Source organism: Eubacterium ventriosum, from assembly GCF_025150745.1.
Classification (GTDB): Bacteria; Bacillota; Clostridia; order Lachnospirales; family Lachnospiraceae; genus Eubacterium_G; species Eubacterium_G ventriosum.
On sequence record NZ_CP102282.1, the window covers coordinates 370,637 to 392,910 of the forward strand.

At 34.8% G+C, this 22,274-nt stretch carries 14 protein-coding genes; all 14 read right to left on the bottom strand.

What is annotated here, in order from left to right; all coding sequences use genetic code 11:
• Positions 1–343: 343 nt before the first annotated feature.
• Positions 344–4,981 (bottom strand): RHS repeat-associated core domain-containing protein, encoded by a 4,638-nt coding sequence (locus NQ558_RS01605; protein ID WP_050750982.1) that lies wholly within the window; start codon positions 4,979–4,981, stop codon positions 344–346.
• A 170-nt stretch (positions 4,982–5,151) separates the two neighbouring features.
• Positions 5,152–5,808, bottom strand: coding sequence for a SpoVG family protein (locus tag NQ558_RS01610; RefSeq protein WP_005363064.1), 657 nt, complete (start codon positions 5,806–5,808; stop codon positions 5,152–5,154).
• A gap of 72 nt (positions 5,809–5,880) precedes the next feature.
• Positions 5,881–12,540, bottom strand: a complete 6,660-nt coding sequence (locus NQ558_RS13135) for a helicase-related protein (RefSeq protein ID WP_005363066.1) — start codon at positions 12,538–12,540, stop codon at positions 5,881–5,883.
• Positions 12,530–13,108 carry an MT-A70 family methyltransferase gene (locus NQ558_RS01625; protein ID WP_005363068.1) on the bottom strand — a complete coding sequence of 193 codons (579 nt, stop codon included), beginning with the start codon at positions 13,106–13,108 and terminating at the stop codon, positions 12,530–12,532. The genes NQ558_RS13135 and NQ558_RS01625 overlap by 11 nt, the downstream gene beginning before the upstream one ends.
• Position 13,109: 1 nt before the next feature.
• Entirely contained in the window at positions 13,110–13,460 is a 351-nt protein-coding gene (locus tag NQ558_RS01630; RefSeq protein WP_005363070.1) for a hypothetical protein, read from the bottom strand.
• A 56-nt stretch (positions 13,461–13,516) separates the two neighbouring features.
• Complete coding sequence (locus NQ558_RS01635; RefSeq protein ID WP_005363071.1) at positions 13,517–15,217, bottom strand: C40 family peptidase; 1,701 nt, start codon at positions 15,215–15,217, stop codon at positions 13,517–13,519.
• Between the two features lie 264 nt (positions 15,218–15,481).
• Positions 15,482–16,354, bottom strand: coding sequence for a helix-turn-helix transcriptional regulator (locus NQ558_RS01640; RefSeq protein WP_158561116.1), 873 nt, complete (start codon positions 16,352–16,354; stop codon positions 15,482–15,484).
• Positions 16,355–16,543: 189 nt separating this feature from the next.
• Positions 16,544–16,978, bottom strand: coding sequence for an NUDIX hydrolase (locus NQ558_RS01645; RefSeq protein WP_040447152.1), 435 nt, complete (start codon positions 16,976–16,978; stop codon positions 16,544–16,546).
• A 34-nt stretch (positions 16,979–17,012) separates the two neighbouring features.
• Positions 17,013–17,681 carry a DUF4238 domain-containing protein gene (locus NQ558_RS01650; protein ID WP_005363078.1) on the bottom strand — a complete coding sequence of 223 codons (669 nt, stop codon included), beginning with the start codon at positions 17,679–17,681 and terminating at the stop codon, positions 17,013–17,015.
• 44 nt (positions 17,682–17,725) lie between these two features.
• Entirely contained in the window at positions 17,726–18,022 is a 297-nt protein-coding gene (locus NQ558_RS01655; protein WP_005363080.1) for a DUF4238 domain-containing protein, read from the bottom strand.
• 99 nt (positions 18,023–18,121) lie between these two features.
• A complete protein-coding gene (locus NQ558_RS01660; protein WP_005363082.1) occupies positions 18,122–18,901 on the bottom strand; it encodes a hypothetical protein in 780 nt (259 codons plus the stop codon).
• 100 nt (positions 18,902–19,001) lie between these two features.
• Positions 19,002–21,380, bottom strand: a complete 2,379-nt coding sequence (locus tag NQ558_RS01665; RefSeq protein ID WP_005363084.1) for a VirB4-like conjugal transfer ATPase, CD1110 family — start codon at positions 21,378–21,380, stop codon at positions 19,002–19,004.
• A 12-nt stretch (positions 21,381–21,392) separates the two neighbouring features.
• The gene (locus NQ558_RS01670) at positions 21,393–21,863 is read right to left on the bottom strand and encodes a PrgI family protein (protein WP_005363087.1); all 471 of its coding nucleotides are present in this window, start codon (positions 21,861–21,863) and stop codon (positions 21,393–21,395) included.
• Complete coding sequence (locus NQ558_RS01675) at positions 21,864–22,262, bottom strand: DUF4313 domain-containing protein (protein ID WP_005363089.1); 399 nt, start codon at positions 22,260–22,262, stop codon at positions 21,864–21,866.
• Between the last annotated feature and the right edge of the window lie 12 nt (positions 22,263–22,274).

Consider the following 22,274-nt stretch of genomic DNA (forward strand, 5'->3'; position numbering starts at 1 on the left):
TAAAGGTAAATCTATTGTTATTCATTCCTTGAATAGCAAAATTCCTTCTGATATTACACAAAATAGCACAATCCCTAACTCAATAATATTAAACTCATTCAACTTATATATATTTGTAAAGTTTCCCAATAATTGATTTAAGGCAAAAGAAACAATTATAATACATTCTATAATAAAGTGATTGCATTGACCCAATTTGCCCTGCTTTCTTTTTTTTAAAAAATTAGCTACCACATAGCAAATAAGGCACGTTAATAAAATCTTAAAAATTGTCATTTTGATAGTGGAGATAAAACTAGATCCAATACCAACAGAGAAACAAAGTATTATATAATTTATTTTTTTATTTTGCATACACTGTAAATCCATAATAAAATCCCCACCTACTCTTTTTTAGTTCAACCTGTATACCTTTTTTGCCTTGCATTACGCAATCCCATAATGCTGACACGAACGGTCCAAGAAAATACCATGCACCAATAAAGCCCACTGCCCATCCTACTAATCTTCCAGCTGGACCACATATTGAACCTATTTTTGCCGTAAGTCTTGCAACTTTTGCGCTAAGTTTCGCCTTTAATATCTTATATCCTAAATATAATAATACTGTCGCTGTAGGATTAAATCCTATTGCATAAACTACTATTTTAGCCAATGTTTTTAGAGAAATATACAAGTATCCACTAGGATCTATATTATTTATTGGATCACTATTGCAATATATATATAAGTTATCTTTAAAAATACTTTCCATCTCTATTCCAAGCATATTTATATCATCTGCATTGATAAATCTACCCACTTCTGGGTCATAATATCTGCTCTGCAGGTAATAAAGATTTGTATCACTTTGACTGTCATTACAACTTCCATCATAATAGTAGCTTCTATACAATACATGATTCAATTCAAACGGTACTTCATATCCTTCATAACAGAAACTTGCCCCACTATCAGTAATGACATTTCCCCATGCATCATAAGTATATACAGCTATTTCTGCTCCTCTGGCATCAAGCAGACCTATTACATCTCCCTGAAGATTTTTTTCATAATAAATTCTAGTAGTCTTAAGGATTGAATCTGTTTCACTTATCTGGCTGTACTCAAATCCTACTACGCTGTCATTTGCATCATACATATACCAGAGGTCATACTTCTTACCAGTCTGCTTATATGTAACAGTTTCCCTAAGCAGTTTAGAATCATCCCATTCGTATACGGATGTTGTTTTTGCCGTATCCTTGTAAGTTCTAAAGCCATCTTCATTATATTTATAGGATATTTTATTTCTATTTTCAAGTGTTGCTTCTTTAAGTTGTCTTCCTCTGTACCAACTAAATGATATTCCATTATAATACTCTTTCGGATTGCCACTGCTGTCATATGTAATTGTATTTCCACAATACTTGGTAAGCTGATCTGGCCAATCTCCGTTCTTGTATGTATAAGTCTTAATCTCATCATCAAGTTCTACCGGATGATCTGCATCACTGATATCATATGTATGCTTTGCTTCCACATTTCCCGTAGTAGTATATCCATACTCATACGCCCTTGAAGTATCATAATCATATTCCCACGTAAGCCTTCCGTGTGCATCATATTCATATGCATATGTTAATGTCCCGTCAATTTTTATTTTGGTAATGTTTCCTGCTTTATCATATGTATAATCAATGTTTTTATCTTCGCCATATTTTTCTATATCAAAAGTTCTGTGCGTCGGGCTGTCTTCCACGGAAGAATATTTTACAATATTCTTTTTATATGTGTTTGAATATAAACTCGTTATATCTGATTTTCCGTCATTAGACAACACTCCATTTATAACGTCATCATTATACAAGGTTACCTTGCTCTCAATCTTTTCATTGTCTGAAGCATCCGTCTCTACTTTGGATACCCTTGTTTTCTCTTCATCTGTTAATGATTTATATGTATACCTGCTTTCAAGGGTACTTTTATTATTATCTTCGTCGATATCCTGCGTAACCTCTTTTATAAATCCGTCACTTCTTGTAATCTTTGTGGAATTATCCGTATACTCATAACTGTATGCTGACTGCTTATCCTCTGTATTATCTGTTAGGGTAATTATCTTCCCCTCAGCATTAATTGAGGTCACATATGACGGTTTTGTTTCATCATCATAAAACACTTCTACCTGTTCTGCGACAGCGTTTTTGTTATCCTCCGCAACCTTATATTCCGTAGTTACGGTTTTTACTTTCTGTCTGTCAGCACCACTTCCGTAGTATGTTATCTGTTCATCCTGTGACTTTATCTTAGCCCCTGAATCTGTTTCTGATACAGATTCGTCTGACTTTTCTTCTTCTAAGTTATTGACAGTGCTGTTATACTCATATGATACTAAAGTTTTATCGCCAACCTGCAGATTTGTAATTTTATTATCTGAATTATATTCCATTGTATATTTTGTCTGCTGGTCGCAAATGAATTCTACATTTCCATGTTCATCATATGTGTATGTGATACAAATCGTCTGTGTATCATTATCATCATACTGTTCAATAATCGCTGTATTGTTCCCGTCAGCATCATAAAAATATTTCAGCCGTTTATTTAACTTGGTATTACCATAGTCATTATATATGCTTTTTATATCACCTCTGTAAATGTTCACAATATATGTAACTGTAACGTCATTTTCTGTTTCTGAATATTCCCTGTCGTATAGTCCTTTATGGACCTGTGCTGCCGATGCTGCTGATTTATCGGTTCCTTTAATACGAGGGTTGTCCGTTTTTCTCGGATTATTATCTCCTGCATCATCCTTGTCTCTTAATCCGTCAAAGTCGGAATCATACAGCCACGGATCCGTACCTTTCTGATACTCTTTCACATCCGTCCATCCGTCACTGTCACTGTCCTCTCCTGATTCATTCGCCACAGCCGGATCTGTTCCCAGCGTAAACACTTCATATCCATCTGGCAGTCCATCGCCATCACTATCCTGCTCATACTTTGGATTTTCTTTCGTACTGTCCTTTGTTTCTGTATTCCAAAAAGTTTTAAAATCCCAGATTTCATATCCGTCTTCCAACCCATCACCATCTGTATCAACCGTGGTCTGCTCATATGTTGTAGTTGTCACTTCCTCCCCAGTATCATTTTTTTGTGTTTCCGATTTCTTCTCGAAAGTCACAATATTACTCAATACGTTCACATCATCCGTGGTATCTAGCTGCGTTCCTTTCTGGTCTACTGCCATTACACGTATGTCAGCAACAGATTCAATATCATCTGTTCCTACCTCATATGTCTTTTCTGTGGTCTTTCCTACATATTCAAATTTATTTTCTGTTCTCTTATATACTCTGTATAATGTTGCAGCCTGTTTAGAATCCTCCCATGAAACATCTATCTTCTTTGATTCTTCATTATACTCTGCGCCTATTTCAAAACTTCCGTCATACGTTGCATCGATTTCTTCAGGACTATTATAGGACACAATAAACACAGGAGCTCCACTCTGGCTCTTTACTCCCCAGAACTCCATGTATTTTGATTTTTCTTCAGTTCTCAACTCCACACCCTCCATGGCATCCGCCTCTTCTTCTGCCACCATGGTACAGTACTTTGTAAAATCGATCTGATATGGAAGCTTCTCCGTACCGATTACTGCCTGTGAGAGCACTTCGCTGTCTGATGCCGGTTCATTGCTCCACTTTAACGTACCCAGGTTCCAGTTCTCAGTTACTTCATGCATATCCACAGTCATATCTCCGCCGACCTGTTGTGCCACATTAAAATACGCATAGGCATAATTTACCTGTTTTCCCTGTAAAAGTTTATTTAACTTGTTAAACTTTATGTATGTCTTGTAGTAGTCACCTGCACCACTTCTTCCCACAACAAATCTGTTTACGGCATTTGGATACTGGCATGTATCCCCCGATCCTGGTGAAAGTTCTATAACAAACGAAATACCAAGAGGATTTTCGTTATTGGCATATGTTACCCACTCTACAGTAGGATCTAATGTTACCGGATATGCAGTATCCATATCATTCATATAACTTTCAGGTAATTCATATGTTACTGTCCATAAGTTTCCACTATTTTTTATTTTTGTTTTAATATCATAATTTGTATTTGTTCCTGTGCTATCATTTAAATATGCTGCCGGAATAACTGCAACTTCTTTCTTTGTTTTGTTGTCATACAAGCCTATGATGTTTGTTTTCTTATCCAGTTTCATATGCATACCGTCTAATGTATATGAAAAACTATATAATAGTTCATCAGTCTTATTATTTATAATTACATTTTCTTTTACACCATTATCCAAGGACACATACTGATATGTTACATCGTCTTCTACATACTCAACCTTATCTTTTGATGCTTTTACAACATTATCTGATGTTGTCTCTTTCTTATTTTCTGTGTCATCCTTTTCTGATTTTTCTTTGCTTACTTTTTTGTCATCTATCTCTGGCACAAATGCTAATGAATGCGCCCCATTTTCCATCAGTATTGGAGACTCTTCCGCTAATTTTTCTGGAAAATACTGCTTGCTGTTTCCTTTCGCGTTTACATAAGCATAATCCTCTGTATGAAAGCTTTCAGACATAGCCTCGCCAGTATAATAAGATGCTTTTTTATTATCTGTTTCTATTAAATTAGAATCATACTCCTGCAATTCACCATTTTCATCTTCATAACGGATAGGACTACTATAATATGCTGCAACGACTGAGCCATCTGCTGCTTCATAAGTATCATAATACTTTGTTTCCTTTAGTTTTCTCCCTTTATATGTCCCATCTGCAATCTGCTGTGCAACCTCGTCTGGCGACAACGCCTGCTCTTTCTGTGTCTTTTCTGTTGTCTTTCCCTTTTCATTTTTAGCCTTTGTACTCTCTGCCATAGTGGATATTCCACTTCCGGTTCCGACTGTAGCAATAACCAAAAGCATTGCTATAACCCTTTTCATCCCTTTTTTAACTTTCAATTTTTCTTTCCTCCTATAGTTTGTTTTGCAATTTATATTGCCTGAAAAATATTAGCATTTCTTTTGGATTTTGTACCACAAACGGAAATTTTTGCATTTTTTCGGTCGATTTTTGCATTTTTTAACAAAAAAAACTACTTTTATCTCTCAAAATCTATTTCAATTTTCAATTATCTAAAATGCAAAACTTCATCTCTCCTTGTGTTCTCATAATCTTTCTTACTTTGAAATTTATCTGTAGCTTTTACCTTTTCTTCCTTGTATGTTTCAACAATCTCTCCATATAATCTTTCTCTAAACTCCTTTGTTATCGGAAAACATATGTCCTGATATACTGCTTTTCCTTCCTTATCCGTCTGTTTTGTTTTGTAAGAAGGCATTGCCACAAATACATCGTTTTTGCCATGAATAACTGATACATTATTGATTACGAAACTGTCATCAAGATATATTCTTGCCAATCCTTTTATATTGCTTCCTTCTCTCTCATACGGCGTCACCTTAACAGCAAATGATGGCATTTCCGGCTCTTTTGTTACCTCTCTGTTTTCATTTCCTGCGTTTTTATATCCATCAAGTATTGTATCGTATAATTCTGTTCTAAACTCTCTTGTTATTGGATTACATATATCTTTATAAATATAGTTATTTTTTTCATCCACTTCACTGCTTCTGTACCTTGGCATGGATACGAACAGATTGCCTTCACTGTTTTCAAGGATTGCAATGTTTGTCACTTTAAATGACTCTCCAAATACTACTGTCGCAAATCCTCTTAAATTTCCTTTATTTTTTCTTACCTTGTTTACTTTTACTGTATATTTCATCTTTTACTCCTTTTCCGCATAAATTTCGATTATGCTATGTTTAAAAATTTCTTGTTACTAAAACAGGGACAGCTATCTGCCATCCCTGTTACTTTCATTAGGATATTCACTCATATCCTGTGTTTTACTGTCTTTGTTTACGGTATACGTGTTCTTCGCATTCTCTGATACTTTCAAATTTGTCTGTTCTGACACACATATCTCTTCATCAATGTTCTTTTCCAAATCAAGCATTGCGTTTAATTCTGCCTGCCTCTTTTGCTTGTCACTTAATTCTTTCTCATAGGCAAAAGGCTTCTCATACTCGCTCTTTGAGGACTCCATGTCTCTCTTATACTGTTCAATCTTCTTTTTGAGAAATTCTTCTTTTTCATTTAAGTTATTAAACAGGTTGTCAAGCTTTATCATATTCCCCACAGGGCTTGTTGACATTTCAGCCTTATACTCTGTCTTTCCACGAAGTATCATATAATTAATACCCATATAGTTCTTTTCTACTAAAAGGGTGAAACCTCTAAAACTTCCAATCTCATAAGTATCTCCGCTTTTGCTCTTGCTTACTGCTTCAAGCAATGCAGTACCGCCTTCGCTTCGCTCATCATATGTAATCTTACCTATGGTTATGGCAAATCCGTCACCTTTTAAAAGTTCCTTATCTCTTGCTTCAATGTCATACTTTACACACTTAAGTTTTTCTTCTACCGCCTTAATCAGTTTCGGATACTTAATCATAAAATTATCCTGAAAAGTATATCTCTGGCTGTCGTAATTAGACTTTAACAGCTTTAATCTCTGCAATTCATTATCAAGTTCCATCTTTTCCTTTATCAGCGGATTACCTGTTGCAACTGCCTTTATCTCTGCATAAGACAATGTTGCCTCATCTATGTCTTCACATGTTCTTGATACTGCCTTGCTTGTCATTACCTGACTTATGAATCTCTGTTTGTTTTCCACAAGTGACCAGGAGTATGCATCAAAAGTTTCCTTTGTAACATATCTGTATACTGCAACTTCTTCATTCAAATTGCCCTGTCTTATTCCTCGTCCCTCTCTCTGTTCAATACTTGACGGTTTCCATGGGCAGTCTATATGATGCATTGCTACAAGATGTGTCTGAACATTTACTCCCGTACCACATTTGTCTGTTGAGCCTATAAGTACCTTCTTTTTACCTGTTCTCATTTCCTTAAATAAGATATCTCTTTGTGCATCTGTTTTTGCATCATGGATAAATGCTATTTCATTTTCAGGTATTCCTTTTTTTACAAGTTCAGACTTTACGTAATTGTATACATCAAACTCTTTTCCTCCGGGTGTTCCAATATCTGAAAAAACAAGCTGACAGCCTATTTTTCCTTCACTGTTCGCCCTGTCATATTCGTAGAACACATTTTGTACTACCTTATTAAGTTTTCCGTCAGGATTGTTGGGAGCATCCTTATCAAGAAGTCTTGCATCCGTTCCAAGCAATCTTGCTTCGTGAGTTATCTTTAAAAAGTTATCAACACTTGAATCTACGCCACCATTTCTAATACGCTCTGCCCTTACCACAAAATCTTCCATTACCTGTTTGACATACCAATCAGGCTCTGATTCCACAATGATGTACTTTCCATCTCTTAATTTAGGAACATCAAGCTCTAACATATCCTGTGTCTGTACATCAGCAACCTGTTTAAATATGTTCATAAGCTCCGGCAGATTGGTAAACTTATTAAATCTGCTTTTCATACGAAAACCGCTTCCTTCAACCGTAAGTTCAAGTGTTGTTGTAATCTCACCGAAGTTTGCTGCCCATGAATCAAAATGATATATTCCCTTTTCTTCCAATGTATCCTTCTGCAGATAGCTTTGCATTACATACATTTCACACATTGTATTGCTTATAGGTGTTCCCGTGGCAAATACAATTCCTCTTCCCGGATTTATCTCATTTATATACTGACATTTAAGCTGCATGTCTGTTGCTTTCTTTGCTCCCGAACTGCTTATGCCTGATACATTATTTATCTTTGAAAATATGGCAAGGTTTTTGTAATTATGTGCTTCATCCACCATAAGGCAATCAATGCCTAATTCTTCAAATGTTATCAGGTCATCTTTTCTCTGCTCATCTGTAAGAGTCTTTAACTGCTCTTTTAGTCTTTTTTTCTGGGCTTCCATTTGTTTTACAGTCCATCTTTCGCCGTTCTTTTCTTTTGTCTCATCTATGGCATAAGAAATCTGTTCTATTTGCTCATTTAACATTCTTTCCTTTCTCTCTTTTGAGATTGGAATTTTTTCAAACTGGGAATGGGACATAATAATGCAGTCATAGTCTCCTGTGGCTATCCTTGATATAAACTGCTGTCTCCTGCTTTTTTCAAAATCACGTTCTGTTGCAACCAGTATGTTTGCAGACGGATACAAACGTAGAAATTCAGATGCTGTCTGATTTATTAATGCTTTAGGAACAATCATTGCTGTTTTGTTTGCAAGACCTAATCTTTTCTGTTCCATACACGCTGCCATCATTTCAAATGATTTTCCTGCTCCAACACAATGGGCAAGCAATGTATTTCCTCCAAACAATATTCTTGCTACTGCATTTTTCTGATGAGTTCTTAATTCAATCTCAGGATTCATTCCCGGAAAAGTCAGGCTTGAACCGTCATATTCGCGAAGTCTTGTATTATTAAATGTCTGATTATAATAATCCACATATTTCTTTCTTCTTTCCGGTTCTGCAAATATCCATTCCTTAAATTTCTCCTTAATCAGATTTTGTTTCTCCCTTGCAAGCATTGTTTCATTTTTATTTACAACATAATGATATTTACCGTCACCGTCATCCACCCTGTCTTTTACAGTTACGGTCTTCAAATTAAGACTTGCTTCGAAAATAGAATAAGCATCCATGCGGCTTGTTCCATATGTTTTGGAAGCTGCCACAGAATGCTTATCCATTGATTTATTTTCTATAAACCATTCCATACTGTATTTATTCAGATGAACCATTATTCCTGATGAATAATAAGCACTTCTTATTGCTTTTGCACGTCTCGGTGTTCCTAGAAGTTCATAAACAAATTTCTCATAATCCTGTTCTTCAATCCATGTTGTACCTATCCTTACATCTATTTCAGATGCATCCAAATCTTTAGGCTGAACCTTTTTAAGTTCTTCTGCATTTATTCTAAATATTTCAGGAGTTTCTTCAGCATACTTTTCTGCCAATGTAAGCTTACTTCTTACGTTTCCTGACAAATATTCGTCTGCCGTCTCCCACCCCTCATCCATATTGTTTTCATTATATCTTGAGGGATTTAAAAAGATTAGTCCTCTTAGTTCTTCTATTAGTTTTTGTCTCTCTGCATCATCTGACCTATTCTCATCTGAAAAATTGTTATTTTTATCTTCGTCATATCCATTTATGTCAGGTGTATATATACTAAGCATAAACGGAATGTTTACCTCTCCAAATTCACTGATTGAAATATTAAGGGCTTCCACTGCAGTTTCAACTCTGTCTATCGTCACCTCCGGTTTAATTGTCTGTTTATAAAACATGTCAGCCTTTGTAACCTCACCGTCTTCATCCACGTTTTCAAGAGAACACAGAAGAGGATAGTCAGCATCATCACGAAATGCCCTGTTATTTGCCTTTGATGTAATCGCACCGTATTTATTTATGAACTCATCATACTTATCATTTAATATCTCCTGACAGTTTTTTAATTCTTCCTCACTGCATCCTTTAGTCTGTATGTCAATAAGATTTCTTGTAAGTTTTCTTATCTCATCAAGTACTTTTATTCTTTCCTCAGCTGTCCTTGGATACTCCTTTAAATACATCTGGGAGTTTTGTCTGAAATACAACTTACCGTCTAAAAAAGTATATGTAAAATTTCTGACATCCGGATTTGCCTCAATTATCTCCTCATTTTCTTCCGGTTCTTCAATTTCAAAGTCTGTTACAGTTGCATCAAGTTTTCCTATTGCACTGCTTAAGCTTTCATAGATATTGAAATTTTCTTTATGATTTACACATATGGTATATCTGCTCTTATCTCCAAATCTTCCTGTATCATACTCCATTGTCCCAAGCATCATATCAGGGTGCTCCACAAAATATGAATTAACCGGTATGCCATCTTTCGTATATCCAAGATGTACCCAGTCTGGTTCAATGTCTATCTGTCGTTCCCTTTTTTTAAAAAACAAAATGTCTGATGTTACTTCCGTTCCTGCATTTTCTTTAAATGCCGTATTGGGAAGTCTTATTGCACCGATTAATTCTGCCCTCTGTGCAAGGTATCTTCTTACATTGGGGTTTGCTTTGTCCATTGTACCCTTCGTTGTAATAAATGCCGCTATTCCTCCCGGTCTTATCTGGTCTAACGCCTTTGCCAAAAAATAATCATGTACACGAAAGTTTAACTTATTGTACTTTGGATCATATACTTTATAATCTCCAAAGGGTACATTACCGACTGCAGCATCAAAAAAGTTATCCGGAAACTTTGTATCTTCAAATCCTGCAATTGTGATGCTTGCGTTCTGATATAACTGTTTTGCTATTCTTCCTGTAACATCGTCCATTTCCACACCGTAAAGTTTACAGTTTTGCATTGCATCAGGCATACTGCCGAAAAAGTTTCCAATGCCCATAGACGGTTCAAGAATGTTTCCCTTTGTTACTCCAAAGTTTGCAAGTGCCTGATTAATGCACATGGCAATGTCAGGAGAAGTGTAAAAAGCATTATTAACACTTGCTCTTGCATTTTCATATTCTGCCGGGGTAAGAAGTTCTTTTAATTCTTTATACTCCCTTCTCCATAAATCATTCTTTTCGTCAAACACTTCCGGGATTCCACCCCATCCTGCATACTGTGAAAGTATTTTCTGCTCATCATCTGTTGCATTTCTTTCTTCTTTTTCAATCTGCTTTAATGTTTTTATTGCTTCAACATTCCACTGATACCTTGTTTTAGAACCTCCTGTTTCAATTCTCCACAGATTGTAATGAAAGTCTTTCTTTTCAATGTCTCGTTCCATGTCAGATATAGGCTTTTTACCCATTTCAAACACTTCATCCGGAATGTCATACTCACCGATTATTTCTTCCTCAACAGTATTCCAGCTTACATATCCTTCTTTTTCTCCTTCAGCATCTCTCCACTGGAATCTCATTCCCTGAGGCTTAAAAGTATCATATCCGTGTAAACCATAGCCATCAATTGGCCAGCCTGCACCTCCAAGACCAAATTCCTTTTTTATAAGTTTTGCCCTTTCTGATGGGCTGTCCACTGTCTGATAAATTTTATATACTCTTTCCTTTCCTCCCACAAATCCGGTTCCTCTTAAGAGAACTGAAACAATGTAATCATGAGGAACTACACGTTCTTTTTTCGGTTCCATATAGGTATATTTTTTTCTTTGATTTGGCAAAGGCTTTTTACTGTCTGCAACTGTTATTTCTTTAGTATTATCATCAAATAAAAAGGAAGCCTGCTCAAAGCCTGCTTCCCTTGATACTCCAAATGAATTAATTTCATCCAGCTCTTTATTTAATTCTTCATTTATCTGTCCGTCAGAATTTTCAGATTCATTTTCTAGTGAAATCTGTACACTATCTGATTTAGAACCACTTCCTCTGCCATCATCTTTGCCTGATTCCTTAGTTTCCACATTTCCATTGTTGAAGTAGGATTCTGAGGTTTGTGTTTCTTTAAGTAATCCGTCATCAGTGTGTCCATCAGGCTGTTTGCCTCCGTGTCCACTTCCTTCATCTTCTCTGCCAGTCTTCCCAGACGATACAGTGTGTTGTATCTGTTCCTCTCGTTTTCCTTCAGATACTCTGCTGCCATCATTCCGTACTTTCCTATCTGTGTCATGCTTATTTCCTGCTCCTGTGGCAATTCCAGATTCGGATACAGCATTCCGTCTGCTCCCTCGTGATAAGTTATTCTCTTTTCTTTCATTTGTGACGCTCCTTTCTTTTTCTATTCGTCTTACTCTGTAATTAAACTCTTTAAGAACACTACAGGATACGTCACATACAAGGGAACCAAAGCGGTAAATATCATCTTCATCAGATATATTTATTATAAAACTCATGTCCTGTTCTTCAGCGGACATGTCAAATCCACATCTTGTACCTACTGCATATAAAACGCTTTCATATAACATTTCTTCAACAGTAAGCCCTTGCGTTTCATTATCTCCACCATTAATCACACCACCTGTAATCCGGTTAAGTTCAGAAATCCCTGCTTCGGATTTCTCTTTCATTATAGATCGTATGTTCTCCTTTGTATAGTTCTTTAAGAGATTCTCTAAATTTTTTCTGTCATCATTTAAATAAGGCTCAATCTTTCCCTCTTCTGTCAGTTCGTCCACCAGACTTTTTAGATTATCACCATTCAAATCCCATGTTAGTTTTACGTTCTTTCCTCCTGTATCAGATACATCAAAAATATATCGCATATGTGGTTTTAAAATCTTTGATGGAAATATTGCAATTCCCCTGCTTCCTCTTTTTACATATCTGCCTACCTTTTTCCATGAATCATAATCTCCTACCAGAGTTGCATTTGGTCGCTGTGCATACACCATAAGTATGTTGTCAAACTCATATCTGTAAATTCTTCCTGTTATTCTTAAAAAGTTTTTCCAGTTGTCTGCACTGGATACAATGTCATGAATATACTCGTCATACAGTCTTTGTACTTTATAATCAGCACTCATTTTCAATCACCCCTTTCAAGGCATCTCTTATATCCTTTCCGTCAATTTCATCACCAAGATAGTCCCATCCGTCAGCTGTCTCTCTGGCAAACAGTTCAATGCGTGGCACATCCCCGCAAAGCTCTACTATACGTTTTCTTATTTCATCAGGCTTTTTGCTATGTGTCATTACTCTTGCATCACATATCTGACTTACAGCTTTTGAAACACGTTTAGGATGTCCTTTGGTTCCGATTAGACACACTTCTGAATTAGACCTTGTCCAAAATCCTAGCCCCATAAAATAAGTATCTTTTTTCTTATTTCTCTTTACCCAGTTAAAGCCACAGGTTTTATATGTAAATCCCCAGCTCTCCATTACGGAAATTCCCTCTTTAAGACATGGAAACGTAATCCATAAAAATAAAACACAGTCATCATCTGCAATATTAGCCACCGGAAGTGAACGTATGTCATCAATATTCATTGTATGATAATGATTTTCTGCACTTCTTCCCTGACCTTTTTTTGAATACACACGATACTGCCAAGGAGGATCAGCATAAATCACTTTATATTTTTTACCCATGCTACGCACCTTCTTTCGATTCTAAAAGTTTCAAATATACATTGTATTCTTCTGTATCAAGATTTACACAAAATTCTTCTTCACCTTTTTTCATATTTCTGTTTATCTTTTTTATCAGTCTTAACATTACAAAATTTTCTTTTGACATTTTCATACTTTCCTCAAAGTCAATGTTTGAATCTTCATTAATAATTTTCTGCTGTTTTACTATATGTTCGGAAATCTTACTTCGTAATTTATGAGCCTTATTTAAAGATACTTTAATTTGATTGCTGTCTCCTTTGCTTTTATTCCATTCCTTATGAAGTTCGCTTATCAAAAACTCCATGTTTTTAATATATGTTTCTCTCATTTGTCCTCCTGTTCCAAAAGAAGCAAAACAATTTATGCTCTGCTTCCTTAATAATTTTAATTTTTCTTCTTTTTATCCGGTCTTCCTATCATAACCAGACCACCATTATGGTAATCCTGCATAACAACTCCCGTTGCCTCATCCACAGCTTCCACCATTTTTCCGTCTCCTACATAAATTCCTACATGACTTATATTTTTATATCTTCCGTTATTGGAATAACTGTAGAATATAAGGTCTCCCGGCTTTAGGTTTTCTTCTTTCACAGTACAGTCATTATCACTGCACCACTTAGCCTCTGATGCTGCCGTATTTGAACCGTCTGTCATTACAGATATGCCGGCACTGTTCCATGCATAATATGCCAAAGATGAACAGTCAAAATGTGTCCCTGAATTTCTAAGTGGCTGACTGTACGGATAACCTACTTTTGACAATGCAAAACTCACTGATGTTTTTGCTTTTTCATCAGTTATCTTGTTTAAAATCTCATTAATCTCATTCTGCGTAAGCAATGACTTTTTATTCCCTCCGGTTTGTGTTCCCGTACTGCCACTGGTAATACCCAGTGAAGACAGATTTTCAGGACTCATCAGGGAATTAAGCATACTTATTTCATCATCACTCATTCCATACTCTGTTTCCATTTGATGATATGTTTTTAAAGTAACATTTACATAAAGAACTTTTTTCTTTTCTTTCTTACCACTTTCATTTTTAATCTTTTCTTCTCCCGTTGATGTGGTGTATGAACACATATCATCAAACACTGTTTTAAGATTTGCCTTCGCTGTATCATTCATAACCGTTGCAGTATTTCCTACACCGTATTTAACCATATATACACTCATGACATCATAGTAATTGGATGGCGCGGATGATGTTCCCTCATAATCCACGTATACGATTTTTCCAATATCACAGTCCTTATGTTCGGTAACCATAGTATTGATGTCTCTGTTAAACTCAGCAACATACTGGCTTGTGACTGTCATAACGGTATCTCCATTCTCTAATGGTGGAAAGAATATAGAAAATGGAGAGTTATATATAACCGCTATAACTACGGCTACCAACGCTGTGGCAATGGCAACTATGGAAAACAGAAGTAAAACAATTGGAAGTAAAACAGCACCAATCTTTATCATAACTGTCTTCATTATGTCAGATACACCAGACTTCTGATTTTCACTGTTTAACGATGTTGTCATTCCTGTACTTCTTAATTTTTCCACAAAAAAAGCAACCTTTCTGCTTTTGGAAGCTGAATGACTGCCTCTATCACTACTGCTGTTTGATTTACCGGATTTTACTTTATTTCCTCCTGTTGTATCTTTCTTTACACTATTTTCCCTCTTGCGTATTTGCTTTTCCTTTGCATAACTGTCTTCTTTGTGTGTCTGACTGTGTATTTTTCTATTTTCACTTTTCTGCTTTTCTCTTACATTTTTTTCAGACTGCTCTTTTACACGTTTTCGCTTTGCTTTCTCTCTTATAATTTTAGTTGTCTTACTTGCAGTTTTTCTAATGGGAGTTGTAACAACTGCCGCAGTAACCAGTGCATTTTCTACTTCCTCACTGCCTTCCATTTGGTCTAGCGTGGTTTTTACTCCCGTTCTTACTGCCATATCTGTTCCTTGTCTTAGGACTTTCTTTTTATCTTTAATGACTTTTCTTTTATCTGTATCATTTCTACGGAAATTTGGCATATCACGGCTATGGATATGCCTTTCCTTTTTCTCTTTCCTCTTTTCCATTTTTCCTCCTGCATAAAGAAAGCCACTACAAAGTTTTTAGCTTTGTAATGGCTTAACAATTTTTAAGTGATGTTATATATTTTTTTAATTCATAGGTTTTCTTATAAAATACAACAATTGCGATTTTCTATCTTTTGATGATTTTCTGTTATTTCATGAAACTTAAATATTGACAAGATTACCATATTTCTGTTCTGCGTTCAAACAAAATATCATACATTAAACCTGGGTTCCCCTTATATTAACTGCAATGACTAACAAGTATCAATTATTGTACTTATAGGCCAAATTATTAAGTTCATCAATCAATTTTTGATTATTAATTTTTCTTGCTAAAGGCATATAAATTTCAATAGTTTCTTTCGCTTTTGCTACTTTTTTATTTTCATCAATGTAATCTATTGTTCGCATATTGTGAAGTCTTTCAGCAAGTTTAATCAAAATCACTTCATTTGATTCTTGATTATCAATTCGTTTAACTATATTCCATATGTCGTATGGCAATTCATTTTCTAAATTGGCATCATTCCCTTTGGTCGACACATCACAAAACATGCCTGCTAAAATAATATCTTGTTCCGCCCCTAATTCAGCTAACAAGATTGAAACATTTATAGGATGCGTAACATACTCCTCACCCGAATATCTTTTTTTGTCTTTATAAGCATTGCATGCTACTTTAAAAACCTCTGATAATTTTTTGGGGGCAAAAGCAATACTATTTTTATCCATTGTTTCTTCCAGTAGTTCAAGCAATTCCTCTTTGCTCATACCAATTTTTGTAGTTTGCAAAAAAATATGATTCATATAACTACCTCCTATACAATCAATTTCTAATTTCATTGTTTTAAGGAGTGATGGTGGAAATCCAAATTCTCTATTGAACGACTTAGAAAAAGCACTATGTGACTGCCATCCATATTTTATTGCAACGTCAATTATACGCATCCCCAACAAAATATCTTCACATGCCCTAATAAGTCTACGTCGGCAAACATACTCCATAACGGTTTCATTCGTATATCGCTTAAACATACGAATAAAATGATACTCAGAATACCCAGCTATCTCTGCCAATCTTTTTATATTTAATGATTCTTCTAAATGTTCTTCAATATATTTTAGTACGTGATTCATAACCATCACCTCTCAACTCCACGTGGTAGTTATATATTAAATCATTTCTTTCGCTTTAACTGTTCCCAAATTGCTGATTCTTCTAACAAAATTACATATAATCTCACCATCAACTGCAAATTTTTACATCACTTTATATTCTCGATAATTTTGAATTTGTCTCTTCGGCAAATTGAAAACTTCGAGTGATTATATATAGCCTCTTTTCTTTGCCTCAGCTATCAATTTAGGCTGAATTAATGGATATGTCCAATTATCAACCAAATCATCTACAATAATAATTTTTTCTATTTCACTATTTATATTTCCAAAAGAAGTAATATCAGCAATAAAAAGCATTCCAAACGTTTCATCATCTATATTTTCATTCACTCTTGTCTTGCCTTTCACTGAATACACGCATATTGGCTTTATTTCAAAATTAACAGCTCCCGTTTCTTCTTGCAATTCTCTCTTTGCTGTTTCTAAAATAGGTTCATCTGCTTCTCTGTGTCCACCTGGAACTTCATAGGTATCTCTCTCCCAATGTTTACAAAAAACCCACTTCCCGTCAAATTTTGAAATAATGACCGCAAATTTTAATAAATTATCATTAATACTATCATAAAACTGTACTTCAACCAAACTACATATACCTCCGTAGAATTCAAAAAATCTATCAACACATAAAAAATCTATTGCGATTTATATCACTCAATTCAGGCTCTTTTTTTAGTATATCGTTTGCCAAATCAAATTTTTCTTCTTTACAGAAAACATATCTATAACTTTGTTGCACTTGTAAAGCGTTATAAAAAATAACATTTTCTTCGTCTATTTTACAAAAATGCTTATGAAGAACTCCATCCGTTGAGAAGTAGTCCCTATCACGTAAAACAAGTATCAATCGTGAATTTATTGGAAATGCAATTTCTATTCCCCGGCTTCCATATCCCATTTGTCCACAATGTCCATATCGTACCACCGGATTATCCGAAGTATAAAATGGCATCCCGGTTTCATTAATTAACACCATCCAATATTTATCCCTAAATACTAATGCTAACTTTGTAATATTTTCTTCATCCAATATCATCTGTGCATGAAGCAATTTCTTCTGATTTTCGTCATTCCATTCTAGTCTAATATTATTTAATAATTCTCTTTCTTCTTCCGATTTAGCCATTTTTTTCATTAGTAGTAATGGCATTCTTTCATACGTTTCAATGATTACTTGCCTAAATTCCTTTGTTCTCACTTGTTGCAATGCAAGATATAACGAAATTTTATCCATTTGTTCATCGTTAAGAATTTCCATTTCTAACAATCGTACAGGATTTGCCATCATATAAGTTGATGTAATTTGTGCAACAGAATCAAACAAAAAAGTTTCTACATTTTCTGCAAAAAATGCTCAATATGTTGAGTGTCAATCTCTTGCATCAACTTTTCCATCTCAGGATCTATCTTAAAATTGGGATCTTTTTCTTCTGCTTTTTTTCTCAACTGCTCAAAATCTACATCGTAAAAATATCTTTCCGATGCATAATCTTCAACATTTCCCGGTCTAATTTGAATTTTTTCTTTATCAAAAATATTAAAACGATATGTTTTTCCCTTTTGTTTTGCAAATGTATGCAAATATCTCTGTGGAACATAATGTTCATTTTTTACTTTTTGTTGTACCATATCACCAACTCCTCCACCGTTTATACTGTAATAGTACCTAAACAATAAAGTATCTTTAGCTTATTACTCTTCATTTTTTTGTATTGTTATTCCTTTACCTCAAAGGTCTTTTATACAATTATTTTTTATATCAATACATCTCATATTCATCACTGAATCCATATACGTTGTCATTCCACCGGATGTTCTGTTTTGAAGAAAATTGTAAATCAACGGACTACTTGTAATTTGTAATTCTTTTTCATATAACTCGTCAATCGCTTCGCTATCTACAGGTATCAAAAAAATCCTTGTTGTATCTAAACACCCAAACGAATCAATTGATATAATTGAACTATTAACGCTTCCCCATATTAATCTATCAAACTGTTTTACCGTGCTCCAATGTTTTAATATTCTTCGGCGTAATGTTTGCTTTCTGGTAATTCCTATATAGATTCTTTTATATTCACCTAATACAAGCATATATATTCCTGGTTTTTTCATATCTTCGTGATTTAGAGAATAGTATTCTTTAAACTCACTTCCATCTGTCAACAAAAATTCATTTAGTTTTTCTTCAAAATTTTTGCCCACATACTTATAATACTCCATATTCATATCAAAATTTTTTAAAGCCTGTTCTCTATGTTTTTCGCACCATTCATCTGTATATGTTAATCCTTTTTTGTCTAATGCTAAATCATATCTTGGCACTTTTCCTTCATCAATATCCGACTTATTTATTTCGTATGCTTTTGGATTATTTTTAAAATAAAATGACGTTCGCTTATCTATAACCGCATAATTTTCCCTCGTTAGTTTATTATATTTACTGTTATTTACCAAATAATCGAAATGGATTACAGGTTCTGAATTTTCATAAATTATTTTTCCCATTACTCCTCCTTTACCCAATACAATTTATTGGTTTGTTAAAATAGAATCACATATTTATCTGATACAATTTTAACATAGGTTATTCCTTTTATCTACTCACTTAACTATTGATACTTTCCTTATTTGCTATTCTTTCATGGATATTTGTATTATACAATTTATAAAGCTCTGTGTCTTTGCTGATAGTATTATCAAACGGAATAATCACGTTTCCACACTTAATAAGTCCCATGCCTGACGGTGCATTGCTTACAAATTCAAGCTGTGACTCTGATACACCTACCACTTCCGCTATTTTTTCTGCATCTGTGTTTGCCTGTTTTAATATTGCCACAAACTCACTGTTTGCAAGCATAGTCGTTGCAGTATAGTTCTGCAAAAGGTCAATAACATTCTGTGTTATGCCTGTGCATAGTCCACCCTGCTTTCTTACCTTTTTCCATAGCTGCTGTAAATACTTTGCACTGTACTCTGAATTTAAGAGAACATGAAATTCGTCTATGTAAAGCCATGTTGCCCTGCCTTTTTGTCCGTTCTCAACAATTCTCTGCTGAATTGCTTCCATCATAATAAGCATAGATACCGGGGCAAGGTCCTGTCCTAAGTCTCTTATTCCATAAACAGTAAATCTGTTATTCATATCCACGTTTGTCTGATTATTAAAAATGTTTAAGGAACCTTTTACAAAGATTTCAAGAGAAAGGGCAATATCCTTAGCTATCTTTCTTTCATCTGCATCTGTCTGGTTTAATAGTCTTTCATAAAAATCAGACATTACCGGAATATACTTTTCTCTGCTTCTTGCGATATCCAAATACATCTCTGTTAAGCACCTGTCAATAATAGAACGCTGCTGCGGTGTAAGCGGTTTATTAAGACACTGTTCACACAAGCCAAACATAAATGAACATTTTTCCCTAATCCATCCTTTTGAGTCTCTGGCATCCAGATTCCACACGTCCATATCAAGAGGATTTACATAGTTATCCGTATACGTTGATAAATTAACAACTGTTCCTCCGTACGTCTTTGCAATGTCAAAGTATTCATGCATCGGATCAATTACGATTACATCATCTTCTCCTTTTAAAAAAACACTTCCCATTTCCATTTTGCTGAAAAAGGATTTTCCTGAACCGGGAACACCAAATACAAACCCGTTTCCATTTATAAGCTTCTTTCTGTTTCCAACATTGATATTCTTTGACACCTGATTGATACCGTAATAATTGCCGCCTTCGTCATTTAATTCCTGCACGTTAAATGGAACTAAACCTGCAAGTGAATTGGTAAGCATTGTTCTCATTGTTTCAATCTGTCTTACACCAATTGGAAGTATGGTATTTAATGCTTCCCTCTGCATAAACTGATTTGTGTCGATTGTAACTCCATTACCTTTTCCAATTGTCACAATTGTTTCACAGGCACTTTCCAGTTCTTCCTTACTGTCTGCCATAACGATTATATTAACGGAAGTATAAAACATGCTCTCATCATTTTCCCTTACGTTGTTCATCATGTCTTCAATGTCTTTTTTCTCCATCCTCTTTGCATAAGAAATCTCTGTTGAAAAATCATTGTTTCTGTTTCTTACCTGTTGCTGTTTTATAATATCTGATTCTACTCCCAGATACTTTTTCTGTAAAACCCTAATGGTCATATCTTTTGGAACCGGAACAACATCTATGCTTGTTATCATATGTACCGGAAGCATTGTGATTGTATTAAGAAGTTCTTCTGACAAACTCTTTGGATATTTTTTGAAAAATAATGCCCGGCAAAACTTGTTTTCTGTCTCAAAATAATCCTGATGAAACTTAATCATTCCATTGCACAAATCATTTCTGAAATCTCTTCCCACACGTTTTGCTTCCCTTATGTCAAAATCAAACTCATCTTCTTTTCCAATGTTGTAAAAATCATGCAGCACATGGAGTCTTTCATTTCCTGTTAACGCTTTAATACCTGTTCCAAGTTCATTAAATGCTTTTCTTATATTTACCTCAATGGTTGCAAACTGTGCCCCTGCTTCTTCAAATTTTTTTCTCTCAACAGTTACGGTCAGATATCTTTCCTGCTCTATTCCCTGTCTTCCTTCCTTTATCTTCTCCTCTATGATTTTGTTATATATTTTTCTGAAATCATCAAAACCGTCATTTAAGTATGGAAGAAGTATGTACTTTCTCAAATCCTGCATGTCTTTATTTTTATTATTGATTGTAATCTTAAAAGAACAGTCAAAAGAATTTAAGAATTTACAGTATCTCTGCAGTATTTCTTCCTGCTCGTCATAAGTTGCAGTTGTATAATTAATATCCATAAACTTGTATGTTTTTGAATATTTATTCTGCTGTACCTTAAAGATTCCGCTTTCAGATACTTCCATTATTTCTATTGTTTCCTGTATGGATTTAGGACTTTTGTAAAGCGGTTCAGATGCTTTCTTTAATTTCTTAAACCCATCCGTAAATAATCCCATGTTATTTCCTCCTTATAAAAATTTACAGCCATAGGCAATGCCTATGGCTGCAATTACTGACACGATGCTTACTGCAAGCACCACAATCATTTTCTTTTTTGTTTTGTTAAACTCTGATTTATTATCCGTTTCCGTCTTTCTTTTTTCTTCCTCAATCTGTGCTGCGATTTTCTTTAACTCCTCTGCATTTTCCGTAGACTTATAAAGTAACGGTTTTGCTTTAAACATAAACTGTATTCTTTTTTTCATTACCTGCATAAAGCTCATTCCGTTGTATGTATAAAATCCGCTTAAAGCTATTGGAGCCACCACCGGAATGGCTATATATGCTGACAACGTAAGACCTACTTTTTTATATGTAAGGAATACTATTATTCCACCCACCAGCACACTTAGAATTGAAGCTATAAGCTGTTTTGCTGTAAGTCCTAACACAACCGATTCCTGAAATTTATCTATATCTTTATTTATTTCCACTGACATTTATTTCACCTGCCCTTTTTCATGTTCTTTATCTCTGTTACGCTCAAAGTTTTTTTCATATTCAGCCATCTGTTTGGGGCATAACTCTCGTAGTTTATCCACATTGAAAACATAAAGCGGATACTCGCAAAAACCGCTTTTTAATGTAATTCCCGTGAAATCTCCTAAATCATTTTCTTCCAAAAACTTTTCCATCTCCGGCATGTTATTTGTATCAACATATCCGCAGTATTTAGGTACTTCCACTAAATTAACAGTTATGTTTCCATAAGGTTCCGGATATTCACCCTCTGTATTTACCAGTTCAAGATAAATATTGCCATTGTCTGTATACTGGCTCATTGAAAGTTCTACATTTACATCTCCCCATTTAGATTCATAATTCATCTTTTTGTTCATCTTCTCTCCTCC